Below are 20,949 nucleotides of genomic sequence, written 5' to 3'. Positions count from 1 at the left end.
TACTCGATACTGGTTCCGTTGGAATTCTATCGAATTCTCATCAGTCTTGAAACGGGTCTTGTACCAAAATGGTATCTTCGCGCTCGGGGCTGGTGGACAACAGCGCGACAGGGCACCCGATCAACTCCTCAATATGGCGCACATATTTGACTGCCTGCGCCGGCAAATCCGCCCAGCTCCGTGCCCCGGCGCTGGTTTCGCTCCACCCCTCAAGGGTCTCGTAGATCGGTTTGACCCTCGCCTGGGCTCCCATGGATGCAGGCAGATAGTCGATCCGTTCGCCATCGAGTTCGTAGGCGACACAGACCTTGATCTCATCGAGACCGTCGAGCACGTCGATCTTCGTCAAGGCGATCCCCGAAATGCCCGAGGTCTTCACAGTCTGGCGAACCAGCACCGCATCAAACCACCCGCACCGTCGTTTTCTACTGGTAACTGTGCCGAATTCATGGCCGCGTTCGCCTAAAAACTGACCGGTTTCGTTATCCTGTTCGCTCGGAAATGGCCCTTCCCCGACCCGGGTCGTGTAAGCCTTTGTAATTCCGAGCACATAATCGATCGAGCCTGGCCCCAGCCCGGAGCCGGTCGCCGCCTGCCCGGCCACCGTATTCGAGGAGGTTACGAATGGATAGGTGCCGTGGTCATTATCAAGCAGTGCGCCCTGCGCCCCTTCGAACAGGATTCGCGCGCCCTGGCGCCGCTTTGCATCGAGAAGATGCCAGACCCGATCCATGAATGGCAGCAGGTCGTCGGCAACCGCCATCAGCTCGTCATAGATCACCTGCGCCTCGACCTCGGGCAGTCCCATGCCGCGCCTGAGCGCATTGTGGTGGGTCAGCAGGCGTTCGATCTTGGTCATCAGCGTTTCGGGCTCGGCCAGATCCATCACCCGGATCGAGCGCCGGCCGACCTTGTCTTCATAGGCCGGGCCGATGCCGCGTTTGGTGGTACCGATCTTGAGGCCCGAATTGGCATTCTCGCGGAACGCGTCGAGATCGCGGTGCAGGCTCAGAATGAGAGGGGCATTCTCCGCAAGGCGTAGATTGTCCGGGGTGATTGTGACCCCCTGCCCACGCAGCCGGTTGATCTCGTCGACAAGGAAATGCGGATCGACCACCACGCCATTGCCAATGACCGACAGCTGACCGCGAACAACACCGGAGGGCAGCAGGCTGAGCTTGTAGACGACCCCGTCGATGACGAGCGTATGGCCGGCATTGTGGCCGCCCTGATAGCGCACCACGACATCGGCCCGTTCCGACAGCCAGTCAACGAACTTGCCCTTGCCTTCGTCGCCCCACTGCGAGCCGACAACCACCACATTCGCCATTTAGTCCTCACGCGATCCGAATTTATCCGTCCGGATAACTTCTTATCCCAGCGGGATAGCCATTATCCGTGCGATTCCTGCAACCCGGTGTTTGTGCCCGATTTGCCCAAAGGGCTGTACACCAAAAGCGCTGTTGTGACAAAACGCCTATGCCATGTCTCATACCCCATCCGACAGCCTCAAAATCAGCTCCGGCACCTATCTCATCCTGATGCTCGCTCCACTGTTCTGGAGCGGCAATGCGGTAGCGGGCAAACTCGCCGTCGGCGAGATCGACCCCCTGATGCTGGCCTCCGCCCGTTTCGTCGGCGCCGTGCTGGTCACATTCGCACTGGCATGGCCGCATTTGCGCAAGGACTGGCCCGAAATCCGGCGCACGCTGATCATGCTGCTGCTGTTCGGGGCCATCGGGTTCGCCACCTTCAACGCCTTGCTCTACACGGCACCGCTGTTCACCACGGCCCTCAATGTCTCGATCGAACAGGCCTCGATCCCGGTGATGGTGATGCTGGGCAATTTCCTGGTCTTCCGGGTCCGCGCGCGCCTCTTGCAGATCGCCGGGGTGTTCATCACCATTCTGGGCGTTCTGTTCGTGGCCAGCCACGGAGACCTCGGCCGGTTGTTGACCCTGTCGGTCAACCAGGGCGATGCGCTGGTCCTGGCCGCCTGTGTCGTTTATACGCTTTATTCGCTGGCGCTCAGGTTCCGCCCCTCGATCCACTGGATGAGTTTTCTGGCGGTTTGTTCATTCGGTGCCATGATCGCCGCCCTGGCCTATCAACTCGGCTTCGGGGGCGGCACCGCCGGGATGGCGGATTCCCTGTCGCGGGTCACGCCGAAGGGCTGGATGATCGTTGTCTATACCGCAATCTTCCCATCGATCCTGTCACAGCTCTGCTACGCCTGGAGCGTCGAGCGGATCGGCGCCAACCGGGCAAGCCTGTTCATTAACCTCATTCCGGTCATGGGCACAATCTTGTCGGTCATTGTCATCGGTGAAGTGCTGCAGAGCTATCACTACCTTGCCTTCGTGCTGGTCGTGATTGGCATCGTGCTGGCCGAGTATGCTGCGAGCCGAAAGACCGGCGCACGCCGCCCCGCCGCCGCGCCTGCCGAGAACGAGTGATACGCAAGTTTTGGCCCGCCGCCGGGCAACAAAAACCCCCGGAACATCGTTCCGGGGGTCGCAAATGTCAGGGGCCGGTCAGCCTCACCCCTGCGTCTGGGGCGGAAGCTTGTCCTGCCCTTCTTCGTCATTGGCCGAAGAAATCAGAATGCCGCCCACGATGACCTTAGCGGCCAGCAGAGCGCAGATTTCTTCATTGTCGTAACACGGATCGCCCGGCTGACAGGCAGCCACCCCAAGCCCAAGTGCCGTCACGATGGCGAGTTTCAAAGCCCTCATTGCGTCCTCCAGTTGATTGGCTCAGTCCGCCACTACCGGATTTGAACTTATGCTGCAAGAGAGCGCCAACAAAATCCTGACAAGACACGAAAAACCGATCGATTAATTAAAGCGACACAAAAGAAATGCCCCGGCGAGATCGTCGGGGCAAATTACTGAGATACAGTGTCGATTCAATCAGTTTTCGGGCGATTCAATAACGATGACCTCGGAGGGACCGTCGTCCTCATCGCCGGCCGACGAAATCAGGATGCCACCAATGATCACCTTGGCCGCGAGCAGCGCACAGATCTCTTCTTTTTCATAACAGGGTTCGCCGGGCTGGCAGGCTGCCACCCCCAAACCCATCGCGGTGATCACCGCTAGCTTCAATGCCCTCATGACGTCCTCCCGAGGTGTTCTGGATGCAAGCCAACTCCAAAACAGGCCGGCACGCAAGGGCGCGAAGGCATTCCGTTCGTACCTGTTGTGCCGTTTCAACAGCCCTGGCCTCGAGAATAAAAAAGCCCCCGGAAAACCGGGGGCTTGGTGAAGCGCGATGAATTCGGCTTCAGCTCACGAATACTTGTCGTCTTCATGATTGGCGACGATCAGTGCACCACCGATCAGCACCTTGGCGGCGAGCAGCGCGCAGATTTCTTCATTGTCATAGCACGGGTCGCCCGGCTGGCAGGCGGCGACACCCAGACCGAGTGCGGTCACGATTGCAAGTTTCAAAGCCCTCATAGCGTCCTCCAACTTCTAAGGTCACTCTGACTAGCCTATTCGTGCGGCGGCGGGCAATCACAAAGTAACCATTGGTTAACCATGCCCTGGCCACGACAACCGCAGCCCCCCAAAAAAAGAGCGCGGGACGGACAGGCCGTCACCGCGCTCCATCAAGGGAGAGAGGGAGAGAAGGTTGAACTAGACCGGGAAGGTGAGCCGCTTGGCCTGCTTGACCCCGGGAATGGCTTCGATCGACTTGAGCTGGGAATCTGACAGCGGGCTGTCGAGATTGATAAGCGCGATCGCATCCTTGCCGGCCTCGAGACGGCCGAGGTTGAAGTTCGCGATATTGACGTCCTCATCGCCCAGAAGCGTGCCCAGCCGCCCGATGAAGCCCGGCTTGTCCTCATTGGTGATGTAGAGCATGTCCGGGGTGACCTCGGCTTCCATATTGATGCCCTTCACCTGGATGAGGCGCGGCTTGCCGTCAGAGAACACCGTGCCGGCGACCGAACGCTCGCCGCGCTCGGTGACAACGGTCAGGCGCACATAGTTCTCATAGGCGCCCTGCTGTTCACGCGAGGTGGTCTCGACATGCATGCCGCGATCCTTGGCGATCACCGGGGCCGAGACCATGTTCACATCGCCCAGCAGCGGCTTCAAAAGACCTGTCACCGCCGCAGCCGTAATCGGGCGGGTGTTGAGATCCGCCACCGCGCCTTCATATTCGATCCGGATTTCGGAGATCGCGGTCTCGGTGAGCTGCCCGGCAAAGCTGCCGAGGATTTCGGCAAGCTTGACGAACGGGGTCAGCTTGGGCGCTTCTTCCGCGGTGATGGAGGGGAAGTTGAGCGCGTTGGTGACACCGCCATTCATCAGATAGTCCGACATCTGCTCGGCCACTTGCAGCGCGACGTTTTCCTGCGCTTCCTGTGTCGAAGCGCCAAGATGCGGAGTGCAGATCACATTCGGCGCATCGAACAGCGGGTTGTCCTTGGCCGGCTCTTCGAGGAACACGTCAATGGCCGCGCCGGCAAGCTTGCCGCTTTCGAGCGCATCTTTAAGTGCAACCTCATCGACCAGTCCGCCGCGGGCGCAGTTGATGACGCGGGCCCCGTCCTTCATCTTGGCGATGGCTTCAGCCGAGATGATATTCCGGGTCGCGTCGGTCAGCGGGGTGTGCAGCGAAATGAAGTCGGCGCGCTTGAGCAGCTCGTCGAGATCGACTTTCTCGACACCGATATCGAGGGCGCGTTCCGGGGTCAGGAACGGATCGAAGGCGATGACCTTCATCTTCAGCCCCTGGGCGCGGTCGGCCACGATCGAACCGATATTGCCGCAACCGATAATGCCGAGCACCTTGCTGGTGACCTCAACACCCATGAACTTGGACTTTTCCCACTTCGAGGCGCGGGTCGAGGCGTCGGCCGCGGGAATCTGGCGGGCCAGCGCCAGCATCATGGTGATCGCGTGTTCGGCGGTCGTGATCGAATTCCCGAACGGGGTATTCATCACGATAATGCCCTTGGCGGTGGCTTTCGGAATGTCGACATTGTCGACCCCGATGCCGGCGCGCCCGATCACCTTGAGATTGGTCGCCGCTTCGATGACCTTCTCGGTCACCCGGGTCGCGGAACGGATCGCCAGGCCGTCATACTGGCCGATGATTTCAAGCAGCTTGTCCTTGTCCTTGCCCACATCGGGCAGGAAATCCACATCGACCCCATGGTCGCGGAAGATCTGGACGGCGGTTTCACTGAGTTTGTCGGAAACGAGAACTTTGGGCATTGGAGTTTTCCTCATTTGCCGGTGCTCAGCCCTCGCCCTTCGACGAGCTCAGGATGAGGGCTGACACCAAACCTCATCCTGAGCTTGTCGAAGGATGGGGTTGGAATGAAAGATGGAGCGTTTCCAGCAAAAGCGGTCGCCCGTTTTGCAGTTCGGAAACGCGACAAGACAAAAGGGTTAGAGCGCGGCTTTCTCTGCGGCGAAGGCGTAGTCGAGCCAGCCGGTCAAGGCGACGACATCGGATGTCTCGACCGTCGAACCGGTCCAGATCCTGAGACCCGCCGGCGCGTCGCGATAGGCGCCGATATCGTAGGCGACGCCTTCCTTGTCGAGCCGGGAGGCCAGGGCCTTGGCAAAGGCAGCCTGGGCATCGCCATCGAGTGCCGTAATCGCCGGGTCGACGATCTTGAGACACACCGAGGTGTTCGACCGCGTTGCCGGATCGGCAGCCAGATTGGCGACCCAATCGGTCTTCTCGACCCAGTCGTTGAGCGCCTTGAAGTTCGCGTTGGCCCGCGCTTGCAGACCCTTGAGCCCGCCAATGGTCTTGGCCCACTCCATCGCGTCGATCGCATCTTCGATGACCATGATCGACGGGGTGTTGATGGTTGCAGCCTCGAAAATGCCCTCGATCAGCTTGCCGCCCTTGGTCAGACGGAAGATCTTCGGCAGCGGCCGGTCCGGCGCATAGCTTTCGAGCCGTTCCACGGCCCGGGGCGACAGGATGATCACGCCATGCGCGCCTTCACCGCCCAGCACCTTTTGCCAGGAGAAGGTCACAACATCGAGCTTGGTGAAATCGAGGTCCTGCGCGAACACGCCCGAGGTCGCATCGCAGATGGCGAGACCTTCGCGGTCGGCGGGGATCCAGTCGGCGTTCGGCACCCGCACGCCAGAGGTCGTGCCGTTCCAGGTGAAGACCACGTCGCGGGTCCAATCGACCGCGGCAAGGTCCGGCAATTCGCCATAGCCCGCCTCAAGCGTGCGCACATCGTCAAGCTTGAGCTGCTTGACCACATCGGTCACCCAGCCCGAACCGAAGCTTTCCCACGCCAACATGTCGACGCCGCGGGCGCCGAGCATCGACCACAACGCCATCTCGACCGCGCCGGTGTCAGACGCCGGCACGATGCCCACGCGATAGCCTTCGGGCAGCGCCAGAAGCTCGCGGGTCAGATCGATGGCATATTGGATGCGGGCCTTGGCGGGCTTGGCGCGATGAGAACGGCCAAGCAGCGCATGGGTTAGGAATTCGGGCGTCCAGCCAGGACGCTTCGAGCAAGGACCGGAAGAGAAATTGGGATTGGCCGGACGGATGTCCGGCTTCGTAAGATCTGTCATGTGACTACCCTTTCAGATAGGCGCGCCTCGTTGGGGAGGCGTGTCCCACTGGCGGGGATACGCCTGTCGCCCCGCTTTGGCAAGCGGCAGTTTGGCGCATCCGCCAAAAGGGTAGTAACGCCGGTGTTAGCCCGGCGCGATTTCGGCGAAATGGCTGCCGAGGAAATAGGGCCAGACGAAAATCGCCAGCACGCCCATCCAGAAACCGAGCTTCAGATAGCCGATCGAGAAAAGCCACCCGATCATCCAAAGAACACCCAGAGATACGTTCTGGGTCACCTTCACATTTCTTTCCATCGCACCCTCCTGCGCTGCATCAACTGCTAATATGTCGGTGCGACGGGGGTTTTGATCAACGTCAAAGACCAACAATTTCCCCCACAACGAAAAACGGCGCCCGAAGGCGCCGTTTTCTGTCGGGAAAGGGTCCTGACAATCAGTAGATGCGATAACGCAGGCTCGCGCGAAGTTCGTGCGCGAAGGCATGGTTGATGAACACCTGGTCGTTCGGGTCAGCGGGCACGCCCGAGGCGGCACCGCGCATATAGACCATGCGATAACCGAGGTCGGTGACCCAATTACCTGAATCATAGGCCACGCCCGCCATACCGGCCGCGGCCCAGGACCACTGGGTGCCGGTGGGGAAGGTGGTCACGCCATGTTCGACGTCGAGCGTCTGATAGGCCTTGCCGATACCGGCACCGATATAGCCGTTCCAGCCGCCAGCAGCGGCAGAGTGCTCGGAATAGCCATAGCCGTCATAGCCGCCGCCACCGCCGCCGAGACCGAAGTCATAATAGACGTTGGCCAGGACGAGCGCCGAACGCAGCGTGAAGACGTGACCGTCGGAGCTGGTCAGGCCGGAATTGGTAAGATAGTCGACCGTGGCGTCAAACCGCAGCCCGGTACCGGTTTCATAACCGAAGCCGGCGCCGAACGAATAGCCAAATCCGTGCTCGGTGACATCGTAGCTGCAGCAGTCGTCGATTGAGCGGGCCCACATCACGTTGACCGCTTTCGAGCCCCGCAGATAGAAATTTCCCTCATAGCCATAATCGGGCGGCGGAGGGGTGTAGACCGGCGGCTCGGGCATATCCGCCGCATGGGCGGCACTGGCCAGGCCGGCCGCTAAGATCAAGGCCACAATGGCCAGAATTTTACGCATGTTACTGTCCCTTTCGGTCAATCGGGCAATTGAACCTGCAGGAATTATCGTTTGATTGTGTTAAAAGCCGCTTAACCTAAACAATTAACCCTAATGCACTGTCAATTCATTGAATTAATTGAATAAAATGACAAAGATCAAAGCGCCCGAATCCCCTCTGCCGTCACCCGCCGCCAATCGTGGTCCCCTCGACTGGCTCGGTTTTGCCGGGCTGGTTCTGTGTTGGGGCGGCTCGTTTGCCGGCATCAAACTCGCCGTTGGCGATTTCGGCCCCTACTGGCTGGCGGCTGCCCGACTGGGTATCGCGACAGCGTTGATGATCGGCTTCGCGCTCGTCGCTGGCATCCGTTTGCCCAGGGGAAGCCGGGAATGGGGACAGCTGACCGCTGTCGGCCTGCTCGGTACCGCGGCGCCGTTTATTCTGATCGGCTGGGCCACCCAGCATGTCCCCTCCGGCATTGCCGGGCTGATGATGGCCTTCAACCCCATCCTGGTGCTGATGGCCTCGATCATCCTGCTGCCCGAGGAGAAGGTCACGCCCCTCAGGCTCACCGGCTTTCTGCTGGGTTTTGCCGGTGTCAGCCTGGTCATCATCGCCCGCGAGCCAATCCCGCTCGATGCTCTGGGAGGCGGCCTGGCGCCGTTTATCGCCCTGCTGCTCGGCTCCGCCGGCTATGCCGCCAATGCCATTGGGGGGCGCATGGTGCGCACGATCCCGCCCATGACCCGGGTGTTTGGCATCCTCATCGTCGCGACCATCGCCACCACCATCGCCGCGGCACTGATCGCGCCGCTGCCGGGACCGATCGGCTGGCCGGCCCTGTTCGGCGCGCTTTATCTGGGGTCCTTCTCGACCTTCCTCGCCTATCTCATCCTGTTCTGGCTGGTGGCACGTACCAGCGCCGGTTTTGTCGCCCAGTCCAACTATCTGGTCCCGGCCACGGCCATCGTGCTGGGGGCGATCATGCTCGGCGAGCGCCTGCATCCGCTGCAATATGTGGGCTTTCTGGTCATCCTGGGCGGGGTTGCCATTGCAGAGAACATTTTCCGGCGCAGGAAGATCATACCCCCGCCTCCCGCGTGAGACACACCGTCACTTGTATGCGGGCCCTTGCTGGCCTAGCTTCGCGCACGGGGCATTTGGAGGTCATTATGCGTTTTCGCCAGCTCCCGGCTTTGGCAGTCATCACCGCTCTTTCACTTGCCGCTGCACCGGCCTTCGCACAGGACGAGCAGGCAGGCGTTGTCTCCAATTCGGCAGGCGTCACGCCGCGCCAGGAAGTCGAGGAGCTTGCCCAATCCGGCGCACTGGACGGCGTGCACTCGCTCTTGATCGAAGAGCCAGACGCTGATGCCGAAACCCGCTCCGCCTTTGTCGGCAACCTCGAATGGACGTCCTTTGACGATGCGGACGGAAACCCGGTCATTAGCGGGGCATTCGACCTGCCGGATCGCGGCATCAGCGGCACCATGCGGCTGTCGAAAAACACCGATGAGTCCCTGCCCGCGCGCTTCATCTTCAACATCGAGTTCGAGATCGGGGAGGGCTTCGCGGACGAAGCCATCAGCACCCTGCCCGCGATCCTGCTCAAGCCCGATGTGCTGGGCGTGGGCAAGCCGCTGACCGGTGCGGCGGCAACAATTGCCGACAATGACTTTCTCTATGCCCTGACTGCGCTCGAGGAAGACGACGCCACCAATATCGAGCGCCTCTCGACGCTCGACTGGATCGACCTGCCGCTGGTCTATGCCACCAGCCGCCGCGCCGTGCTGACCCTGGGGATGGGCACGGAAGGCCGGGCCCTGTTCGATGACGCCATCGCCTCGTGGACCGGCGGCGAATAGTCGACGGACGCCAACCCCTCGCACGTTCTGGCCCTTGTCCCTGCCCGCGCCCTGTCCTAGCCTCTCGAGTGGAGGGGCATGGAGGGACCATGAGGCTCGGCCGGATCTTTGTCATATGGCTGGCCGCCGCGCTGATCGCGCTGGCATGCGCGCCCGCCTTTGCGGCCGGACGCGTGGCGCTGATTGTCGCCAACTCGGCTTATCAAGCGGCGCCGCTGTCCAACCCGGCAACCGACGCGGCACTGGTTGCGCCCGCTTTCGAACGCATGGGTTTCGAGGTGACCACCGTCACCGATGTCGACCTCGCCACGTTCGACAGGACATTGCGCGAATTCGAACAAAAGGCCGAGGGCGCCGACATCGCCGCCTTCTACTTTGCCGGTCACGGCTTTGCGGTAAATGACGGCATCAATGTCCGCAACTATCTGATGTCGACGTCGGCGGATGTCACTTCGCGCTCTGACCGGGTCATCCGTGCCGGGGGCATTCCGCTCGACGAGATCGTAACGAGCCTGTCGACCAGCGCCAGAACCAGCCTGATCTTCGTCGACGCCTGCCGAAACGATCCGCGCGTGCGTGCCGGCGCGGGCAGCGGCAGGGGCCTGGCGCCCCTGCCCGGCGGCCTGGGCAATGCAGTCTTTGTGGGTCTTTCCACTCGGCTCGGTGATACCGCAAGCGATGGCGAGCCAGGCAAAGGCAGTCCTTTTGCCCGCGCCTTTGCTGCCCATATGGCCGAACCCGGCCAGCGCGTGATCGACAGTTTCACCCGGGTCCGGCTCGCCGTTGCCGAAGAGACCGGCGCCGACCAGAACCCCGAAATCGCGCGGCAGGACCTGACGGCGCCATTGGTGCTGGTCGTGCCGCCACCGGCCGTAGCAGAAGCGCCTGAAGAGATCGATGCTCAAACCGCCGCACTGAACCCGGATGCGCTGGCGGAACTGGTTTCACCTGACGCCACGGCAACGCCCCGCGCCCTCCTGCTGGAGGAAACGGCATCCGGCGACGAACCGGGCACATCCTATGCCGGAACGCTCGAATGGACCTACCGCATTGACGTAAACGGCAATCCTTCCGTCACCGGCAACATCGCCATACCGGCCCGGAAACTGACGGCCGAACTGCGCTTTTCCCGAAATGTCGACCCCGATCTGCCCGCAGACCTGCTTGTCGATTTCCGGATCAGTCCCCCTGACGATTTTGCCGGTCGATCAGTCCGCAAAATGCCCGGCATACTCCTTAAGAACGAGGCCAGCGCCGTCGGCGAAAGCCTTGCCGGAGCAGCAGCCACCGTGACCGACAACATCATGATCTTTGCGCTCACGGCAGAGGCGGAACAAGGCGCGGCAAACCTGGCATTGTTGGCGAACCGCGACTGGATTGACGTGCCGCTGATCTACGGTTCGGGCGACCGGGCCATACTGACCCTGGGCCTTGGCACCGAAGGCCGGCAGGTTTTCGATCGCGCGCTCGACATCTGGGCCAAACAGGACGCGGCAAAAGAAACCCAAACCGCCAGCCTCACACCGGGAGCCGACACCGCCAACGCCACGGCGCCCTGGATGGGCGTGCAGCTCGCCAAGTTGAGGGCGGTTCCGGGCTATCTGCGCCCCACAAGCGGGTCGGAGGGTGTCGTCGTGACGGCTGTGCGGCGGGATGGCCCCGCGAACGGCAAATTGCGCATCGGTGACGTGCTGACGGAAATCAACGGTACTCCGGTTTCTGACCCGACAGACCTCGAGGCGATATTCAGCATGCTCCGGGCAGGAGACCGGGTCGTCATCAACGTCGACCGCGGCTCGTCGGTTTCAGTGTCGCTTGCACTGGGATCAATGACCGAGGCCGAAGAGCTGCGCCTTGCCAGCCTTTCGCGCCGGGTCGATGATATCGAGGCCATTCGTGCCCATTATCCCGATATCGGCTGGCATCCTGGACGGCTGGTCCAGGTGGCCAGCGTCACAGACCTGCCGCAACTGCTTCGCGACCGTTTCGGCAATCCCAGGCAGGGCGTGATGATCATCGGGCTTGCGGCAGGCGCCAAACGGCGCGCCGACTGGCTTGTGCCCGGCATGATCATCGACCGGGTCGATCTCTACGATATCGAGAGCCTCGACTATTTCCTCGACACCGCCAAGCGGTTCCGTGATGCCGGCATGACGAGCCTCGCCATGCGTGTACGTTACCAAGGCGAGCTCTTCTATTCGAGCTTGCCGCTTGAGGAGATTGAATATGTCCGGGACGTCGAGGGTGGTCCGCCCTCGTGATCCTGCCTACTCCGCCGCGTCGCGGCCCGCGGCGCTGATCGCGCCCGCAATGTCGCGCACGATGGCGGCCACCATGTCCTCGTCGTCGCCTTCGCCCATCACCCGGATCAGTGGCTCGGTGCCCGATGCGCGCACGACCAGCCGGCCGTGCCCCTTGAGCTTGTCCTCGCCAGCGGAAATTGCGGCGATCACGCCGTCATCCTCGAGCGGGCTGCCCGCGCCGTAGCGCACATTATGCAGGAGCTGCGGCACCTTCTCGAACAGCCGGCAGACCTCCGATACGGGCCGCGCCTTTTGCTGAACGAGCGCCATCAGCTGCAGCGCGGCAACCAGCCCGTCGCCGGTCGTGGTAAAATCGGTGAGGATGATGTGGCCGGACTGCTCGCCGCCGACATTGAACCCGCCTTCGCGCATACGTTCGAGCACGTGCCGGTCTCCGACCTTTGTGCGTTCGAGGGTCAACCCGATGCCTTCGATATAGCGCTCGAGACCGAGATTGGACATCACGGTCGCCACGATCCCGCCGCCTGAAAGCATGTCGCGCTCGTGCCAGAACTGCGCTACCGCAGCCATGAACTGGTCGCCATCGACCACTTCGCCGTTTTCGTCGACGATGATCACCCGGTCCGCATCGCCATCGAGTGCGATACCGATATCGGCCCGCACTTCCTGAACCTTGGCCTGCAGCGCCTCGGGTGCGGTCGAGCCGCATTCCTCATTGATATTGAACCCGTCCGGGTTCACCCCGATGGTGATCACCTCGGCACCGAGTTCCCACAGAGCTTCAGGAGCCGTCTTGTAAGCGGCACCATTGGCGCAATCGACCACCACGCGCAGCCCGGTAAAATCGATGTTCCGCGGCAGCGTGCGTTTGGCGTATTCGGTGTAGCGGGTGCGCGCTTCCTCGATCCGCTTGGCCCGCCCGATCTCGCGCCCGCGCGCCAGCTTGGGTCCGAGGTCCTGATCGATCATCGCCTCGATCCGGCTCTCCATCGCATCGTCGAGCTTGTAGCCATCGGGCCGGAACAGCTTGATGCCATTATCGGCAAACGGGTTGTGCGAGGCCGAAATCATCACACCCAGATCCGCGCGCAACGAGCGCGTCAGCATCGCCACCGCCGGTGTCGGCATCGGGCCCAGCAGATAGACATCCATACCCGCTGCCGTGAAACCGGCCGTCATCGCGTTTTCGAGCAGATAGCCCGACCGTCTGGTGTCCTTGCCGATCACCACGCGATGGCGCCGCCCGCCATTGGTGAACACGAGACCGGCCGCCATGCCGGTTTTCATGGCCAGTTCGGGGGTCAGCTTGCCGCCATTGACCAGTCCCCGAATGCCGTCGGTGCCGAAATATTTGCCCATTGATTTGCCCCGCTTGCGCCGGCGACTGGCCCGCGCGCGCATACTCGTTGAGAGCACCGGCCTCCGGTGCCACTGCTCCCGTGATTCGCGCCACTATAACGCCGCGAATACGGCAATGCAGGGGCCTCTTGGGTTTTTCGTAAACGGTAATCCCGTTATGCATCAGGCGCACGAGACGGAACCATTGTGCGGTGTTAGCTTCCCCACAGCCCCGCATGACGCCCTGAGGACAGTTTATGACCGACACCGCGACAGCAGCGCGCCCGAAGATCGTGATCATCGGGGCCGGTTTCGGCGGTCTCGCCGCTGCGCGGGAGTTTGCCGGCAAGCCGGTGGATGTGACCCTGATCGACAAGCGGAACTACCATCTGTTCCAGCCGCTCCTGTATCAGGTTGCGACAGCCGACCTGTCCCCCGCCGACATCGCCTGGCCGATCCGCTCGATCTTCCGCGATGCCGCCAATATTCGCGTGGTGCTGGGCAAGGTCACCGGCATCGACGAGGCAAGCCAGTCGGTCGAGACCAGCGAAGGGCCGGTGCCCTACGATCATCTGATCATCGCCAATGGCGCAGGCAATGCCTATTTCGGACATGATGACTGGCCGGTCCATGCCCCGGGCCTCAAGACTGTGGTCGACGCCACCACCGTCAGGCGCAACATCCTTCTGGCGTTCGAGCGCGCCGAGACCGCGGCGGACGAGGCCGAACGCCACCGCCAATTGACCTTTGTGATTATCGGCGGCGGGCCGACCGGGGTGGAAATGGCGGGCGCCATTGCCGAACTGGCCCGGGTGGCCCTGGCCCGCGACTTCCGCCAGATCGACCCGCGCGCCGCCAATGTGGTGCTGGTCGAAGGCGGGCCGCGTATCCTGCCGGCTCTGTCGGACGACCTCTCCGCCTATGCCCGACAAGCGCTCGAAAAGCTCGGGGTCGAGGTTCACACCGGCACCATGGTCGAAAACATCGATGCCGAAGGTGTTACCGTCGGTGGTGCGCGCATTCCGGCAGCCACGGTCATCTGGGGGGCCGGTGTCGGCGTCCACGGCACCGCTGAATGGCTGGATACTAAGCCCGAGCGTGGCGGCCGCATCGCGGTCGGCGCCGACCTCACCCTGCCCGATCATCCGGAAATTCGCGTCATCGGTGACGCTGCTGCTGTCGCCTGGCCTCAAGGCCCCGGCGAGAACGCAACCGTGCCCGGCATCGCCCCGGCCGCCAAGCAGGAGGGCAAGTACGTCGCCAAGGCAATTCTGGCCACCATTTCGGGCAAGCCCTCAAAACCGTTCAAATACCGCCATGCCGGGAACCTGGCGACTATCGGCCGGCATTCCGCCGTGGTCGATCTCGACCGCTTCAAACTGACCGGCTGGCCTGCCTGGTGGTTCTGGGGCCTCGCCCATATCTACTTCCTCATCGGTGTGCGGGCAGCGTCCCTGGTGTTGTTGCAGTGGTTCTGGACCTATCTCACCCGCCGCAAGGGTGCGCGACTGATCACCGGTGTCACCACCGAGGCTCACCCGGTCCGCGAGAGCGAGACGAAGCGATAGCTCGTCACGGCCTTGAACCTTTCAGGTGATCGGTAATCCGCCTTCATCCGGGCAGCAAAGTTCTCGCGTTCGGATTTGGGCATGAACAGCTTGATCCCGAGCCACATGAAGGCGTGAACGATTGGCCGGCGTGCCTCGAGATCCTCATTGATCTGGCCCAGCAGAGGCGAAACCAGCTCGCGATAGAATTTCTGGTCGAGTGCCATGGTCTGCGCGGCCATCTCCGTCACATCCTCATTGGCGAGGAAGCGATAACCCGCCTGTTCGGCGCCGGCCTCGAACGCCGAATAGCGATGTCCGCCGCCCGGTTCCCGTCCACCCCGATAGGCTTCGGTGCGAAAGCAATCGGCGATCACCACATGGCCCCGTGGCGCAAGCACCCTGCCGATGCCTGCAAAGGCATCCTCAAGCGGGATATACTGGAAACTCTCCGAGAACAGGCACACATCATAGGGTCCCGGCTCGGTGAAACCCTGAAACGTGGTGGTGAACACCCGCGCCCGGTCACCGAGCTTTTCGCGCGCCATGTCGGCCTGAACCTCGCTCGGCGTGAGCATATCGACCTGATAGCCCGCCTCGATAAGCCGAAGCGCCAGTTCGCCCGTCCCGCCGCCGATATCGAGCACCCTTGCCGGGGCTGGCGGCAAAAGCGCCATCAGTCTCTCGACATATCGCTCCTGAGCGGCCCTGAGATTGGGGAAGCTGACATTTTCGCCGGGCTCCCAAAGCCCGTAATGCAGCCATGGCGTGTCGCCGAAGACCTTGGCCAGATGCGCATAGGCATCGAGCCCCTTGTGCCTGGTGTCGAGGCGCTTGCCCATGGATAATCCGTCCGCTCAGTCCGTGTGATTTGCGTTGGCGGCATCGGATGCCGCCTGCCGGCGCGCAAGGGCCTCGGACGGCCACAGCTCTTTCATGTCATAGAAAACGTCGAAGACTGGCACATCTTCGGGCAGCCCCACCCAATCCCGCTTGGACCGGGCGAAAACATGCACGTCCGGCGAGACGCTGGACGGGTCGTGAAGCGTACCTATCCGCACGAAGCGCAGCCAGGACCGTCCGCCATAGTCACTCCACAGCGCCGTCTGGCAGCGCGGGCATCGATAGACATCGTGCTGCCGCCCCGAGCTCGTGGGTACCGGCACTGGCACGGGCTCCAATCCGCTGACGGTGATCTGATCGGTCTCGATCAGGCCGTTGATCACAAAGGCGCTGCCCGTCTGCCGCTGGCACTCGAGGCAATGGCAGCAATGGGTAAACATCGGCACCCGGCCAAGCTCATATTGCACTTCGCCACAAGCGCATTCGCCACTCAGTGTCTTGGACAACTTCATACCCCCCTGCATCGGCTCCGCCGGACCTTAGGCAATGGCATGCAGCGTGACAAAAGAAAAGCCGCCCCAAAGGACGGCTTTTCCAATCATCAAAATGGTGGCGGTATCAGCCTTCGGGCTGCGGCTCCATGCCATCATCGCCCGCCGGTTTTTTGTCTTCGGCCGGCTTGCGCCCGCCCTTGCCTGCGGAAGGCACGCCTGAGGACTTCGAGGATTTGGCCTCGACCTCGGTCTCGCGAACCGGCGGCTTGCCATCGAGCAGGTCACGGATTTCGGTACCGCTGAGGGTTTCGAATTCCAGCAGCGCCTTGGCGATGGCGTGCAGCTGATCAATATTTTCGCGGATCACGCGCTGGGCTGTGTCGTAACCGTCTTCCACGAAGCGCTTGATCTCCGCATCGACGACCTTCTGGGTTTCATCACTCAGATGGGTGTTGCGCTGCATCATCGAGCGGCCCAGGAACACTTCGTCCTGCGCATCGCCATAAAGCAGCGGCCCCAGCTTGTCCGACATGCCGTATTCGGTGGCCATGGCCCGGGCCAGCCCGGTCGCCATCTTGATGTCGGCGGAAGCGCCCGAGGTCACCTTTTCGTCGCCGAAGATCTCTTCTTCAGCCACACGGCCACCCATGGCAACGGCGAGGTCGGCATAGCACTTCTCACGGGTCAGCGAGACCTGGTCGCGTTCGGGCAGGCGCATCACCATACCCAGCGCACGGCCGCGCGGAATGATCGTCGCCTTGTGGATCGGATCGGACGCCGGCATGTGCAGCGCAAGCAGGGCGTGCCCGGCCTCGTGATAGGCAGTCAGTTTCTTTTCTTCCTCGGTCAGCACCAGGGTGCGGCGCTCCGAGCCCATCATCAGCTTGTCCTTGGCGTCCTCGAACTCGGCCATGGTGACAAAGCGCTTGTTGCGCCGCGCTGCCAGAAGCGCCGCCTCGTTGACGAGGTTCATGAGATCCGCACCGGAGAAACCGGGGGTCCCGCGCGCCAGGGTCTTGAGGTCCACATCCGGGGCCAGCGGCACTTTGCGCACATGCACCTTGAGGATGCGTTCGCGGCCGGTTACGTCCGGATTGGGCACCACGACCTGACGGTCGAAACGGCCCGGGCGCAAAAGCGCCGGGTCGAGCACGTCCGGACGGTTGGTCGCGGCGATCAGGATGATGCCTTCATTGGCCTCGAACCCGTCCATCTCGACCAGCAGCTGGTTGAGGGTCTGTTCGCGTTCATCATTGCCGCCGCCAAGGCCAGCACCACGATGGCGGCCAACGGCGTCGATTTCGTCGATGAACACGATACAGGGGGCATTCTTCTTGGCCTGTTCGAACATGTCGCGCACCCGGCTGGCGCCGACACCGACGAACATTTCAACGAAGTCCGAACCCGAAATGGTGAAGAACGGCACATTGGCCTCACCGGCCACGGCCCGCGCCAGAAGCGTCTTACCGGTACCCGGAGGGCCCACCAGCAACACGCCGCGCGGGATACGACCGCCCAGCCGCTGGAACTTGCCAGGATCGCGCAGAAAGTCGACGATTTCCTCGAGGTCCTGCTTGGCTTCGTCGACACCGGCCACGTCCTCGAAGGTCACCCTGCCCTGAGCCTCGGTGAGCATCTTGGCGCGCGATTTGCCAAAGCCCATCGCGCCGCCGCGGCCACCGCCCTGCATCTGGCGGATGAAGAAGAACCACACCGCGATAATGACGATGAAAGGCAGCCAGGACGACAAAAGGATAGACCAGAACGGGCTCGATTCCGGCTCCGCCGCGCGGATCTGCACGTTGCGGGCCTCGAGCCGGCTCACCACGTCGACATTGTCAGGCAGGATAGTCTGGAACCGGTCGCCATTGTCGAGCGTGCCGGCGACCTTGTTCTCGGTGATGGTGACGGTGGAAACATTCCCCGCATTCACCTCCTGGATGAACTGCGAGTAGGATTTCTCGACCGCTTGTGTGCGCCCCGCCGAGTTCTGGAAAACGTTGAACAGGCCCATCAACAGAACCAGGATGACGAGCCAGATGGCGAAGTTGCGCAGATTACCGTTCATATGTGTTCTTCCCGAACCGGTGCGCCACCCCGCATAAGGCCGGGGATGGCCAGATTAGCTCCGAATGTAAGTCCCTGCCCCGAGCGTTACAAGGGCGGCGAAGATGACCGATCGGCGCACCCCCGCCAAGCCATTGCACCGGCAAGGGGTTAACGCCTGAGACTGGTCCGTTCAAACCCGACGGTCACTGCCGCGGCCCGTGATGCGCGCCCATCAGGGTCTGCATCGTCAGCGCAGGGTCGCTCGAGATCGGCCCGATCCCGACCAACGTGTCTCCCCTATACGCGGCAGGTGCCGCCTGCAGCGCACCGATGGCTGTCACAATTCCGCGACCGGCGAGCATTTCCGCCTCGCTGCGGGTCACATTCTGCCCGGATCGCAGGGTGAGCGCACCCTCGCCTTCGAGGGCGATCATGAACCGCCCGTCCCAGACCAGCCTGTCGCCGGGCGAAACGGTAATCTCTTCACCGGACACCCGGCCCGCTTCGCGATGGATCAGGACCCAGCGATCCTTTTCGAGGATCTGGCAGCCGCCCAGGGTTTCGCCAGCGAACTCAACCCCGGCACAAAGGCTGGCGCAAAGCGCCTCGATCTGGGAGAGGTCCGGCGCATTGGCAACACCTCCCGCCTCTGCGCACACTCGTGCGATCAGTCTCAGGCAAGTCTCCTTGGGCAGCGCCGACAGCGCCTCACGTTCGATGGCTGCACAGCCGAACCCGTCAACGGCCACCAATTCGGTGAAGGCCCGCTCGGTGTAAAAATCGAGCGCTTCGTCAGCCCGCGCCGCGCGCCCGGCGAACAGCACCAGCCGCTCCGGTGTAAGACCCGTTTCGGCAAATCCCGGCATCGCCTTGCGCCAGCGCACCCTCTCGTAATGCTCGTCTTCATTCGAAGGGTCTGCGGCGGGCAACCAGCCTTTTTGCCTGACGATGGCTTCGAGCTCGTCACGCCGCAGGCCCAGCAGAGGCCGGAACAGGCTCACGCCCTCGACTTCGGCAAAGCCGCGCATGCCGGACACACCGGTCAATCCGCTCCCCCGCGCCAGCCGCATCAGCACCGTTTCGGCCTGGTCATCGAAATGATGCCCGGTCATCAAATGAGAGATACCGCGCACGGCCATGGCCTGCTTCATCAGGGCATAGCGGGCCTTGCGGGCCTTGGCCTGGATTCCCGTGCTGGTGGCAGCGCCCTCCTCCCAGTGCAGCGTCTCCGCCTCGAGACCGAGTTCGGCGGCCCTCCCCAGCACCATGGCGCATTCCGCAGCCGCCTCGGCCCGCAACCCGTGATCCACGGTGAACACGAATATCGCTGGCGGTTCAGGCCTTGTGTCGCGCCATCGCGCAGCCAGGATCATCAGCGCCAGGCTGTCGGCACCCCCGGATACGGCAAGCGCCAGGACGCCTTCATCCGCGACCGGCGCAAACAGCGCGGCCAGGGCATCGTCGTCCGGTTGATTGGATGTCTGTGCAGACCCCGCCATGCCTGCCTCCCTGTTTGGCCTCTCAGCAGCTGTTCGATCGCTGCGCTGCGCTTAAACGCTCGGCGAGGGCATCGGGTTGCTGAGGATATCGCCGCCGCACTTCCTCGAAGGTCCGGCAGGCGGTTTCCCGCTGTCCGGCACCAGCCAGGGCCTCACCCACCCCGACCAGCAGATAAGGGGCTTCCGCCGATTGCGGATAGGTCTCGTACCCGTCGACAAAGACCTGCGCCGCATCGGCATATTCGCCGCGCTGCAGCAGGGCCTCGCCCAGAAGGCTGGTCGCGCGGGGCGCGCGCCGGTCGGCAGGAAACAATTCTATGAACTGGCGGAACTGATCGGCGGCGAACGCATAGTCGCGCCGTGAAATCGCCTCGGTGCCGGCATTGAACTGGGCATCGGCATCCGCCTCCTGGATGATGTCGCTATTGCCCGACGGCAGGGAAAGCGGATCGGATGTCGATAGCGAATCCGCACCAAAGATCGCATCGAGCGTGTCGGGCAGCAGGGCGCCGAAATCGCCTTCGATATCGTCTTCGGGCAGGTCTTCGGCAAGGAGCGGGTCTGGGGACGGCGGTGCCGTATCGAATTGCGGCTCGATCACCTGCCCGGCATTCAGCCGCGCAGGGTTGTCCTGGGATCCGGGCTGATCGATTGCCGGCTGGTCGGGCGCAGGTGGTTCGTCTGAATTGTCGATCGGCTCAAGCCGGTCGGGGGCAAGCCCCGCATTCTCGTCAATGGCCGGATCATCATCCGCAGGCTCGGCAGGTGCGGACTCGGTAATTCCGGGCTCAGCAGGCGCGGGTTCAGCGGGTGCGGATTGATCCGGAGCCGATCCCCCCGCGCCTTCGCCAAGCTGGGTTTCGAGCTGGCGCAAGCGGAACTGCATCTGCTCGATGGTCCCGGTCAGTTGTCGCAATTCCTCGCCAAGCTGGTCGAGCCCGACATTGATCGCCGCCCCTTCCTGGCTTTGGGCCAGCCGGGAATTGCCATGCATCTGTGCGGTCAAATCCGCATGCAGGCCGGTGATGCCTTCGAGCTGGCGGGTGGCGTCGGTCATTTGCTGGCTGAGCGCCTGCCATTCGCCTTGCAGCGCTGACAGGTCCCGGGTCTGTGCCCATACCGGCACGGCTGCCAGCGGCCCGGCGAGCGCCAGCACCATCGCCACCCGCCTCAGGCCGGTCCAACAGCCACTTTTGATGCCCACGGTCATCGCAAGACCCCCGCTCGTCATTTCCCGCATATCACTTGCCGCGCAAATCAGCTTCCAGGCACATGCGCGCACCGGAGCCCTGTCGATAGACGCGAATTTGGACAAAAAAGCGCCGGGCCCCAA

19 protein-coding genes are annotated in these 20,949 nt (G+C 62.5%); 5 read left to right on the top strand and 14 right to left on the bottom strand.

Features of this window, described 5'->3' with window-relative positions:
• Nucleotides 1-40: 40 nt before the first annotated feature.
• On the bottom strand, nucleotides 41-1,330 hold the full coding sequence (locus G489_RS0103540; RefSeq protein ID WP_029040356.1) for an adenylosuccinate synthase: 1,290 nt from the start codon (nucleotides 1,328-1,330) through the stop codon (nucleotides 41-43).
• 154 nt (nucleotides 1,331-1,484) lie between these two features.
• Between G489_RS0103540 and G489_RS18935 the strand changes: the two genes are divergently transcribed.
• The gene (locus G489_RS18935) at nucleotides 1,485-2,456 is read left to right on the top strand and encodes a DMT family transporter (protein WP_051332278.1); all 972 of its coding nucleotides are present in this window, start codon (nucleotides 1,485-1,487) and stop codon (nucleotides 2,454-2,456) included.
• An 84-nt stretch (nucleotides 2,457-2,540) separates the two neighbouring features.
• On the opposite strand, the gene G489_RS0103530 is transcribed toward G489_RS18935, so the two are convergent.
• The 7 genes from G489_RS0103530 to G489_RS0103500 all read right to left on the bottom strand — a co-directional run bounded on the left by G489_RS0103530 (nucleotide 2,541) and on the right by G489_RS0103500 (nucleotide 7,737).
• Complete coding sequence (locus tag G489_RS0103530; protein WP_029040355.1) at nucleotides 2,541-2,735, bottom strand: hypothetical protein; 195 nt, start codon at nucleotides 2,733-2,735, stop codon at nucleotides 2,541-2,543.
• A gap of 177 nt (nucleotides 2,736-2,912) precedes the next feature.
• Nucleotides 2,913-3,116, bottom strand: a complete 204-nt coding sequence (locus G489_RS0103525; protein ID WP_029040354.1) for a hypothetical protein — start codon at nucleotides 3,114-3,116, stop codon at nucleotides 2,913-2,915.
• 174 nt (nucleotides 3,117-3,290) lie between these two features.
• Entirely contained in the window at nucleotides 3,291-3,461 is a 171-nt protein-coding gene (locus G489_RS22380; RefSeq protein ID WP_155889306.1) for a hypothetical protein, read from the bottom strand.
• Between the two features lie 180 nt (nucleotides 3,462-3,641).
• Nucleotides 3,642-5,231 (bottom strand): phosphoglycerate dehydrogenase, encoded by a 1,590-nt coding sequence (gene serA / locus G489_RS0103515; protein ID WP_035871424.1) that lies wholly within the window; start codon nucleotides 5,229-5,231, stop codon nucleotides 3,642-3,644.
• A gap of 177 nt (nucleotides 5,232-5,408) precedes the next feature.
• Nucleotides 5,409-6,572, bottom strand: coding sequence for a phosphoserine transaminase (locus tag G489_RS0103510; RefSeq protein ID WP_029040352.1), 1,164 nt, complete (start codon nucleotides 6,570-6,572; stop codon nucleotides 5,409-5,411).
• Between the two features lie 126 nt (nucleotides 6,573-6,698).
• Nucleotides 6,699-6,869 carry a hypothetical protein gene (locus G489_RS22645; protein WP_169727621.1) on the bottom strand — a complete coding sequence of 57 codons (171 nt, stop codon included), beginning with the start codon at nucleotides 6,867-6,869 and terminating at the stop codon, nucleotides 6,699-6,701.
• A 139-nt stretch (nucleotides 6,870-7,008) separates the two neighbouring features.
• The gene (locus G489_RS0103500; RefSeq protein ID WP_029040351.1) at nucleotides 7,009-7,737 is read right to left on the bottom strand and encodes an outer membrane protein; all 729 of its coding nucleotides are present in this window, start codon (nucleotides 7,735-7,737) and stop codon (nucleotides 7,009-7,011) included.
• A gap of 127 nt (nucleotides 7,738-7,864) precedes the next feature.
• Between G489_RS0103500 and G489_RS0103495 the strand changes: the two genes are divergently transcribed.
• The 3 genes from G489_RS0103495 (at nucleotide 7,865) to G489_RS0103485 (ending at nucleotide 11,843) form a co-directional block, all read left to right on the top strand.
• Nucleotides 7,865-8,821, top strand: coding sequence for a DMT family transporter (locus tag G489_RS0103495; protein WP_029040350.1), 957 nt, complete (start codon nucleotides 7,865-7,867; stop codon nucleotides 8,819-8,821).
• A gap of 68 nt (nucleotides 8,822-8,889) precedes the next feature.
• Entirely contained in the window at nucleotides 8,890-9,582 is a 693-nt protein-coding gene (locus tag G489_RS0103490; protein WP_029040349.1) for a hypothetical protein, read from the top strand.
• An 89-nt stretch (nucleotides 9,583-9,671) separates the two neighbouring features.
• Entirely contained in the window at nucleotides 9,672-11,843 is a 2,172-nt protein-coding gene (locus tag G489_RS0103485) for a caspase family protein (RefSeq protein WP_029040348.1), read from the top strand.
• A 6-nt stretch (nucleotides 11,844-11,849) separates the two neighbouring features.
• Here G489_RS0103485 and glmM read toward each other — a convergent pair whose 3' ends face one another.
• Nucleotides 11,850-13,205 carry a phosphoglucosamine mutase gene (gene glmM, locus G489_RS0103480; protein WP_029040347.1) on the bottom strand — a complete coding sequence of 452 codons (1,356 nt, stop codon included), beginning with the start codon at nucleotides 13,203-13,205 and terminating at the stop codon, nucleotides 11,850-11,852.
• A 236-nt stretch (nucleotides 13,206-13,441) separates the two neighbouring features.
• Between glmM and G489_RS0103475 the strand changes: the two genes are divergently transcribed.
• Nucleotides 13,442-14,752: an NAD(P)/FAD-dependent oxidoreductase gene (locus tag G489_RS0103475; protein WP_029040346.1), complete on the top strand. Its 1,311-nt coding sequence runs from the start codon at nucleotides 13,442-13,444 to the stop codon at nucleotides 14,750-14,752.
• Here the strand turns inward: G489_RS0103475 and G489_RS0103470 are convergent.
• From G489_RS0103470 to ybgF, 5 genes are all read right to left on the bottom strand, one after another.
• Complete coding sequence (locus G489_RS0103470; RefSeq protein WP_029040345.1) at nucleotides 14,719-15,573, bottom strand: SAM-dependent methyltransferase; 855 nt, start codon at nucleotides 15,571-15,573, stop codon at nucleotides 14,719-14,721. The genes G489_RS0103475 and G489_RS0103470 overlap by 34 nt on opposite strands.
• A 15-nt stretch (nucleotides 15,574-15,588) precedes the next feature.
• Nucleotides 15,589-16,086: a GFA family protein gene (locus G489_RS0103465; protein ID WP_342667629.1), complete on the bottom strand. Its 498-nt coding sequence runs from the start codon at nucleotides 16,084-16,086 to the stop codon at nucleotides 15,589-15,591.
• Between the two features lie 106 nt (nucleotides 16,087-16,192).
• Nucleotides 16,193-18,136 (bottom strand): ATP-dependent zinc metalloprotease FtsH, encoded by a 1,944-nt coding sequence (gene ftsH, locus G489_RS0103460; protein WP_029040343.1) that lies wholly within the window; start codon nucleotides 18,134-18,136, stop codon nucleotides 16,193-16,195.
• Between the two features lie 184 nt (nucleotides 18,137-18,320).
• On the bottom strand, nucleotides 18,321-19,616 hold the full coding sequence (gene tilS / locus G489_RS18930) for a tRNA lysidine(34) synthetase TilS (protein ID WP_051332277.1): 1,296 nt from the start codon (nucleotides 19,614-19,616) through the stop codon (nucleotides 18,321-18,323).
• Nucleotides 19,617-19,638: 22 nt separating this feature from the next.
• Nucleotides 19,639-20,826, bottom strand: a complete 1,188-nt coding sequence (gene ybgF / locus G489_RS0103450; protein ID WP_162142400.1) for a tol-pal system protein YbgF — start codon at nucleotides 20,824-20,826, stop codon at nucleotides 19,639-19,641.
• Nucleotides 20,827-20,949: the final 123 nt, after the last annotated feature.

The organism is Cucumibacter marinus DSM 18995, assembly GCF_000429865.1.
In the GTDB taxonomy this organism is placed as follows: Bacteria; Pseudomonadota; Alphaproteobacteria; order Rhizobiales; family Devosiaceae; genus Cucumibacter; species Cucumibacter marinus.
This window is presented reverse-complemented; position numbering and strand designations above follow the sequence as displayed.

What these genes read in the sequence shown, in the direction of transcription:
- G489_RS0103510 (WP_029040352.1), bottom strand. Translation starts at nt 6,572, where the DNA reads ATGACAGATCTTACGAAGCCGGACATCCGTCCGGCCAATCCCAATTTC.
- G489_RS22645 (WP_169727621.1), bottom strand. Translation starts at nt 6,869, where the DNA reads ATGGAAAGAAATGTGAAGGTGACCCAGAACGTATCTCTGGGTGTTCTT.
- G489_RS0103490 (WP_029040349.1), top strand. Translation starts at nt 8,890, where the DNA reads ATGCGTTTTCGCCAGCTCCCGGCTTTGGCAGTCATCACCGCTCTTTCA.
- G489_RS0103500 (WP_029040351.1), bottom strand. Translation starts at nt 7,737, where the DNA reads ATGCGTAAAATTCTGGCCATTGTGGCCTTGATCTTAGCGGCCGGCCTG.
- G489_RS0103525 (WP_029040354.1), bottom strand. Translation starts at nt 3,116, where the DNA reads ATGAGGGCATTGAAGCTAGCGGTGATCACCGCGATGGGTTTGGGGGTG.
- ybgF (WP_162142400.1), bottom strand. Translation starts at nt 20,826, where the DNA reads ATGACCGTGGGCATCAAAAGTGGCTGTTGGACCGGCCTGAGGCGGGTG.
- G489_RS0103485 (WP_029040348.1), top strand. Translation starts at nt 9,672, where the DNA reads ATGAGGCTCGGCCGGATCTTTGTCATATGGCTGGCCGCCGCGCTGATC.
- G489_RS0103540 (WP_029040356.1), bottom strand. Translation starts at nt 1,330, where the DNA reads ATGGCGAATGTGGTGGTTGTCGGCTCGCAGTGGGGCGACGAAGGCAAG.
- G489_RS0103465 (WP_342667629.1), bottom strand. Translation starts at nt 16,086, where the DNA reads ATGAAGTTGTCCAAGACACTGAGTGGCGAATGCGCTTGTGGCGAAGTG.
- G489_RS22380 (WP_155889306.1), bottom strand. Translation starts at nt 3,461, where the DNA reads ATGAGGGCTTTGAAACTTGCAATCGTGACCGCACTCGGTCTGGGTGTC.
- G489_RS18935 (WP_051332278.1), top strand. Translation starts at nt 1,485, where the DNA reads ATGTCTCATACCCCATCCGACAGCCTCAAAATCAGCTCCGGCACCTAT.
- tilS (WP_051332277.1), bottom strand. Translation starts at nt 19,616, where the DNA reads ATGGCGGGGTCTGCACAGACATCCAATCAACCGGACGACGATGCCCTG.
- G489_RS0103495 (WP_029040350.1), top strand. Translation starts at nt 7,865, where the DNA reads ATGACAAAGATCAAAGCGCCCGAATCCCCTCTGCCGTCACCCGCCGCC.
- G489_RS0103475 (WP_029040346.1), top strand. Translation starts at nt 13,442, where the DNA reads ATGACCGACACCGCGACAGCAGCGCGCCCGAAGATCGTGATCATCGGG.
- G489_RS0103530 (WP_029040355.1), bottom strand. Translation starts at nt 2,735, where the DNA reads ATGAGGGCTTTGAAACTCGCCATCGTGACGGCACTTGGGCTTGGGGTG.
- glmM (WP_029040347.1), bottom strand. Translation starts at nt 13,205, where the DNA reads ATGGGCAAATATTTCGGCACCGACGGCATTCGGGGACTGGTCAATGGC.
- G489_RS0103470 (WP_029040345.1), bottom strand. Translation starts at nt 15,573, where the DNA reads ATGGGCAAGCGCCTCGACACCAGGCACAAGGGGCTCGATGCCTATGCG.
- serA (WP_035871424.1), bottom strand. Translation starts at nt 5,231, where the DNA reads ATGCCCAAAGTTCTCGTTTCCGACAAACTCAGTGAAACCGCCGTCCAG.
- ftsH (WP_029040343.1), bottom strand. Translation starts at nt 18,136, where the DNA reads ATGAACGGTAATCTGCGCAACTTCGCCATCTGGCTCGTCATCCTGGTT.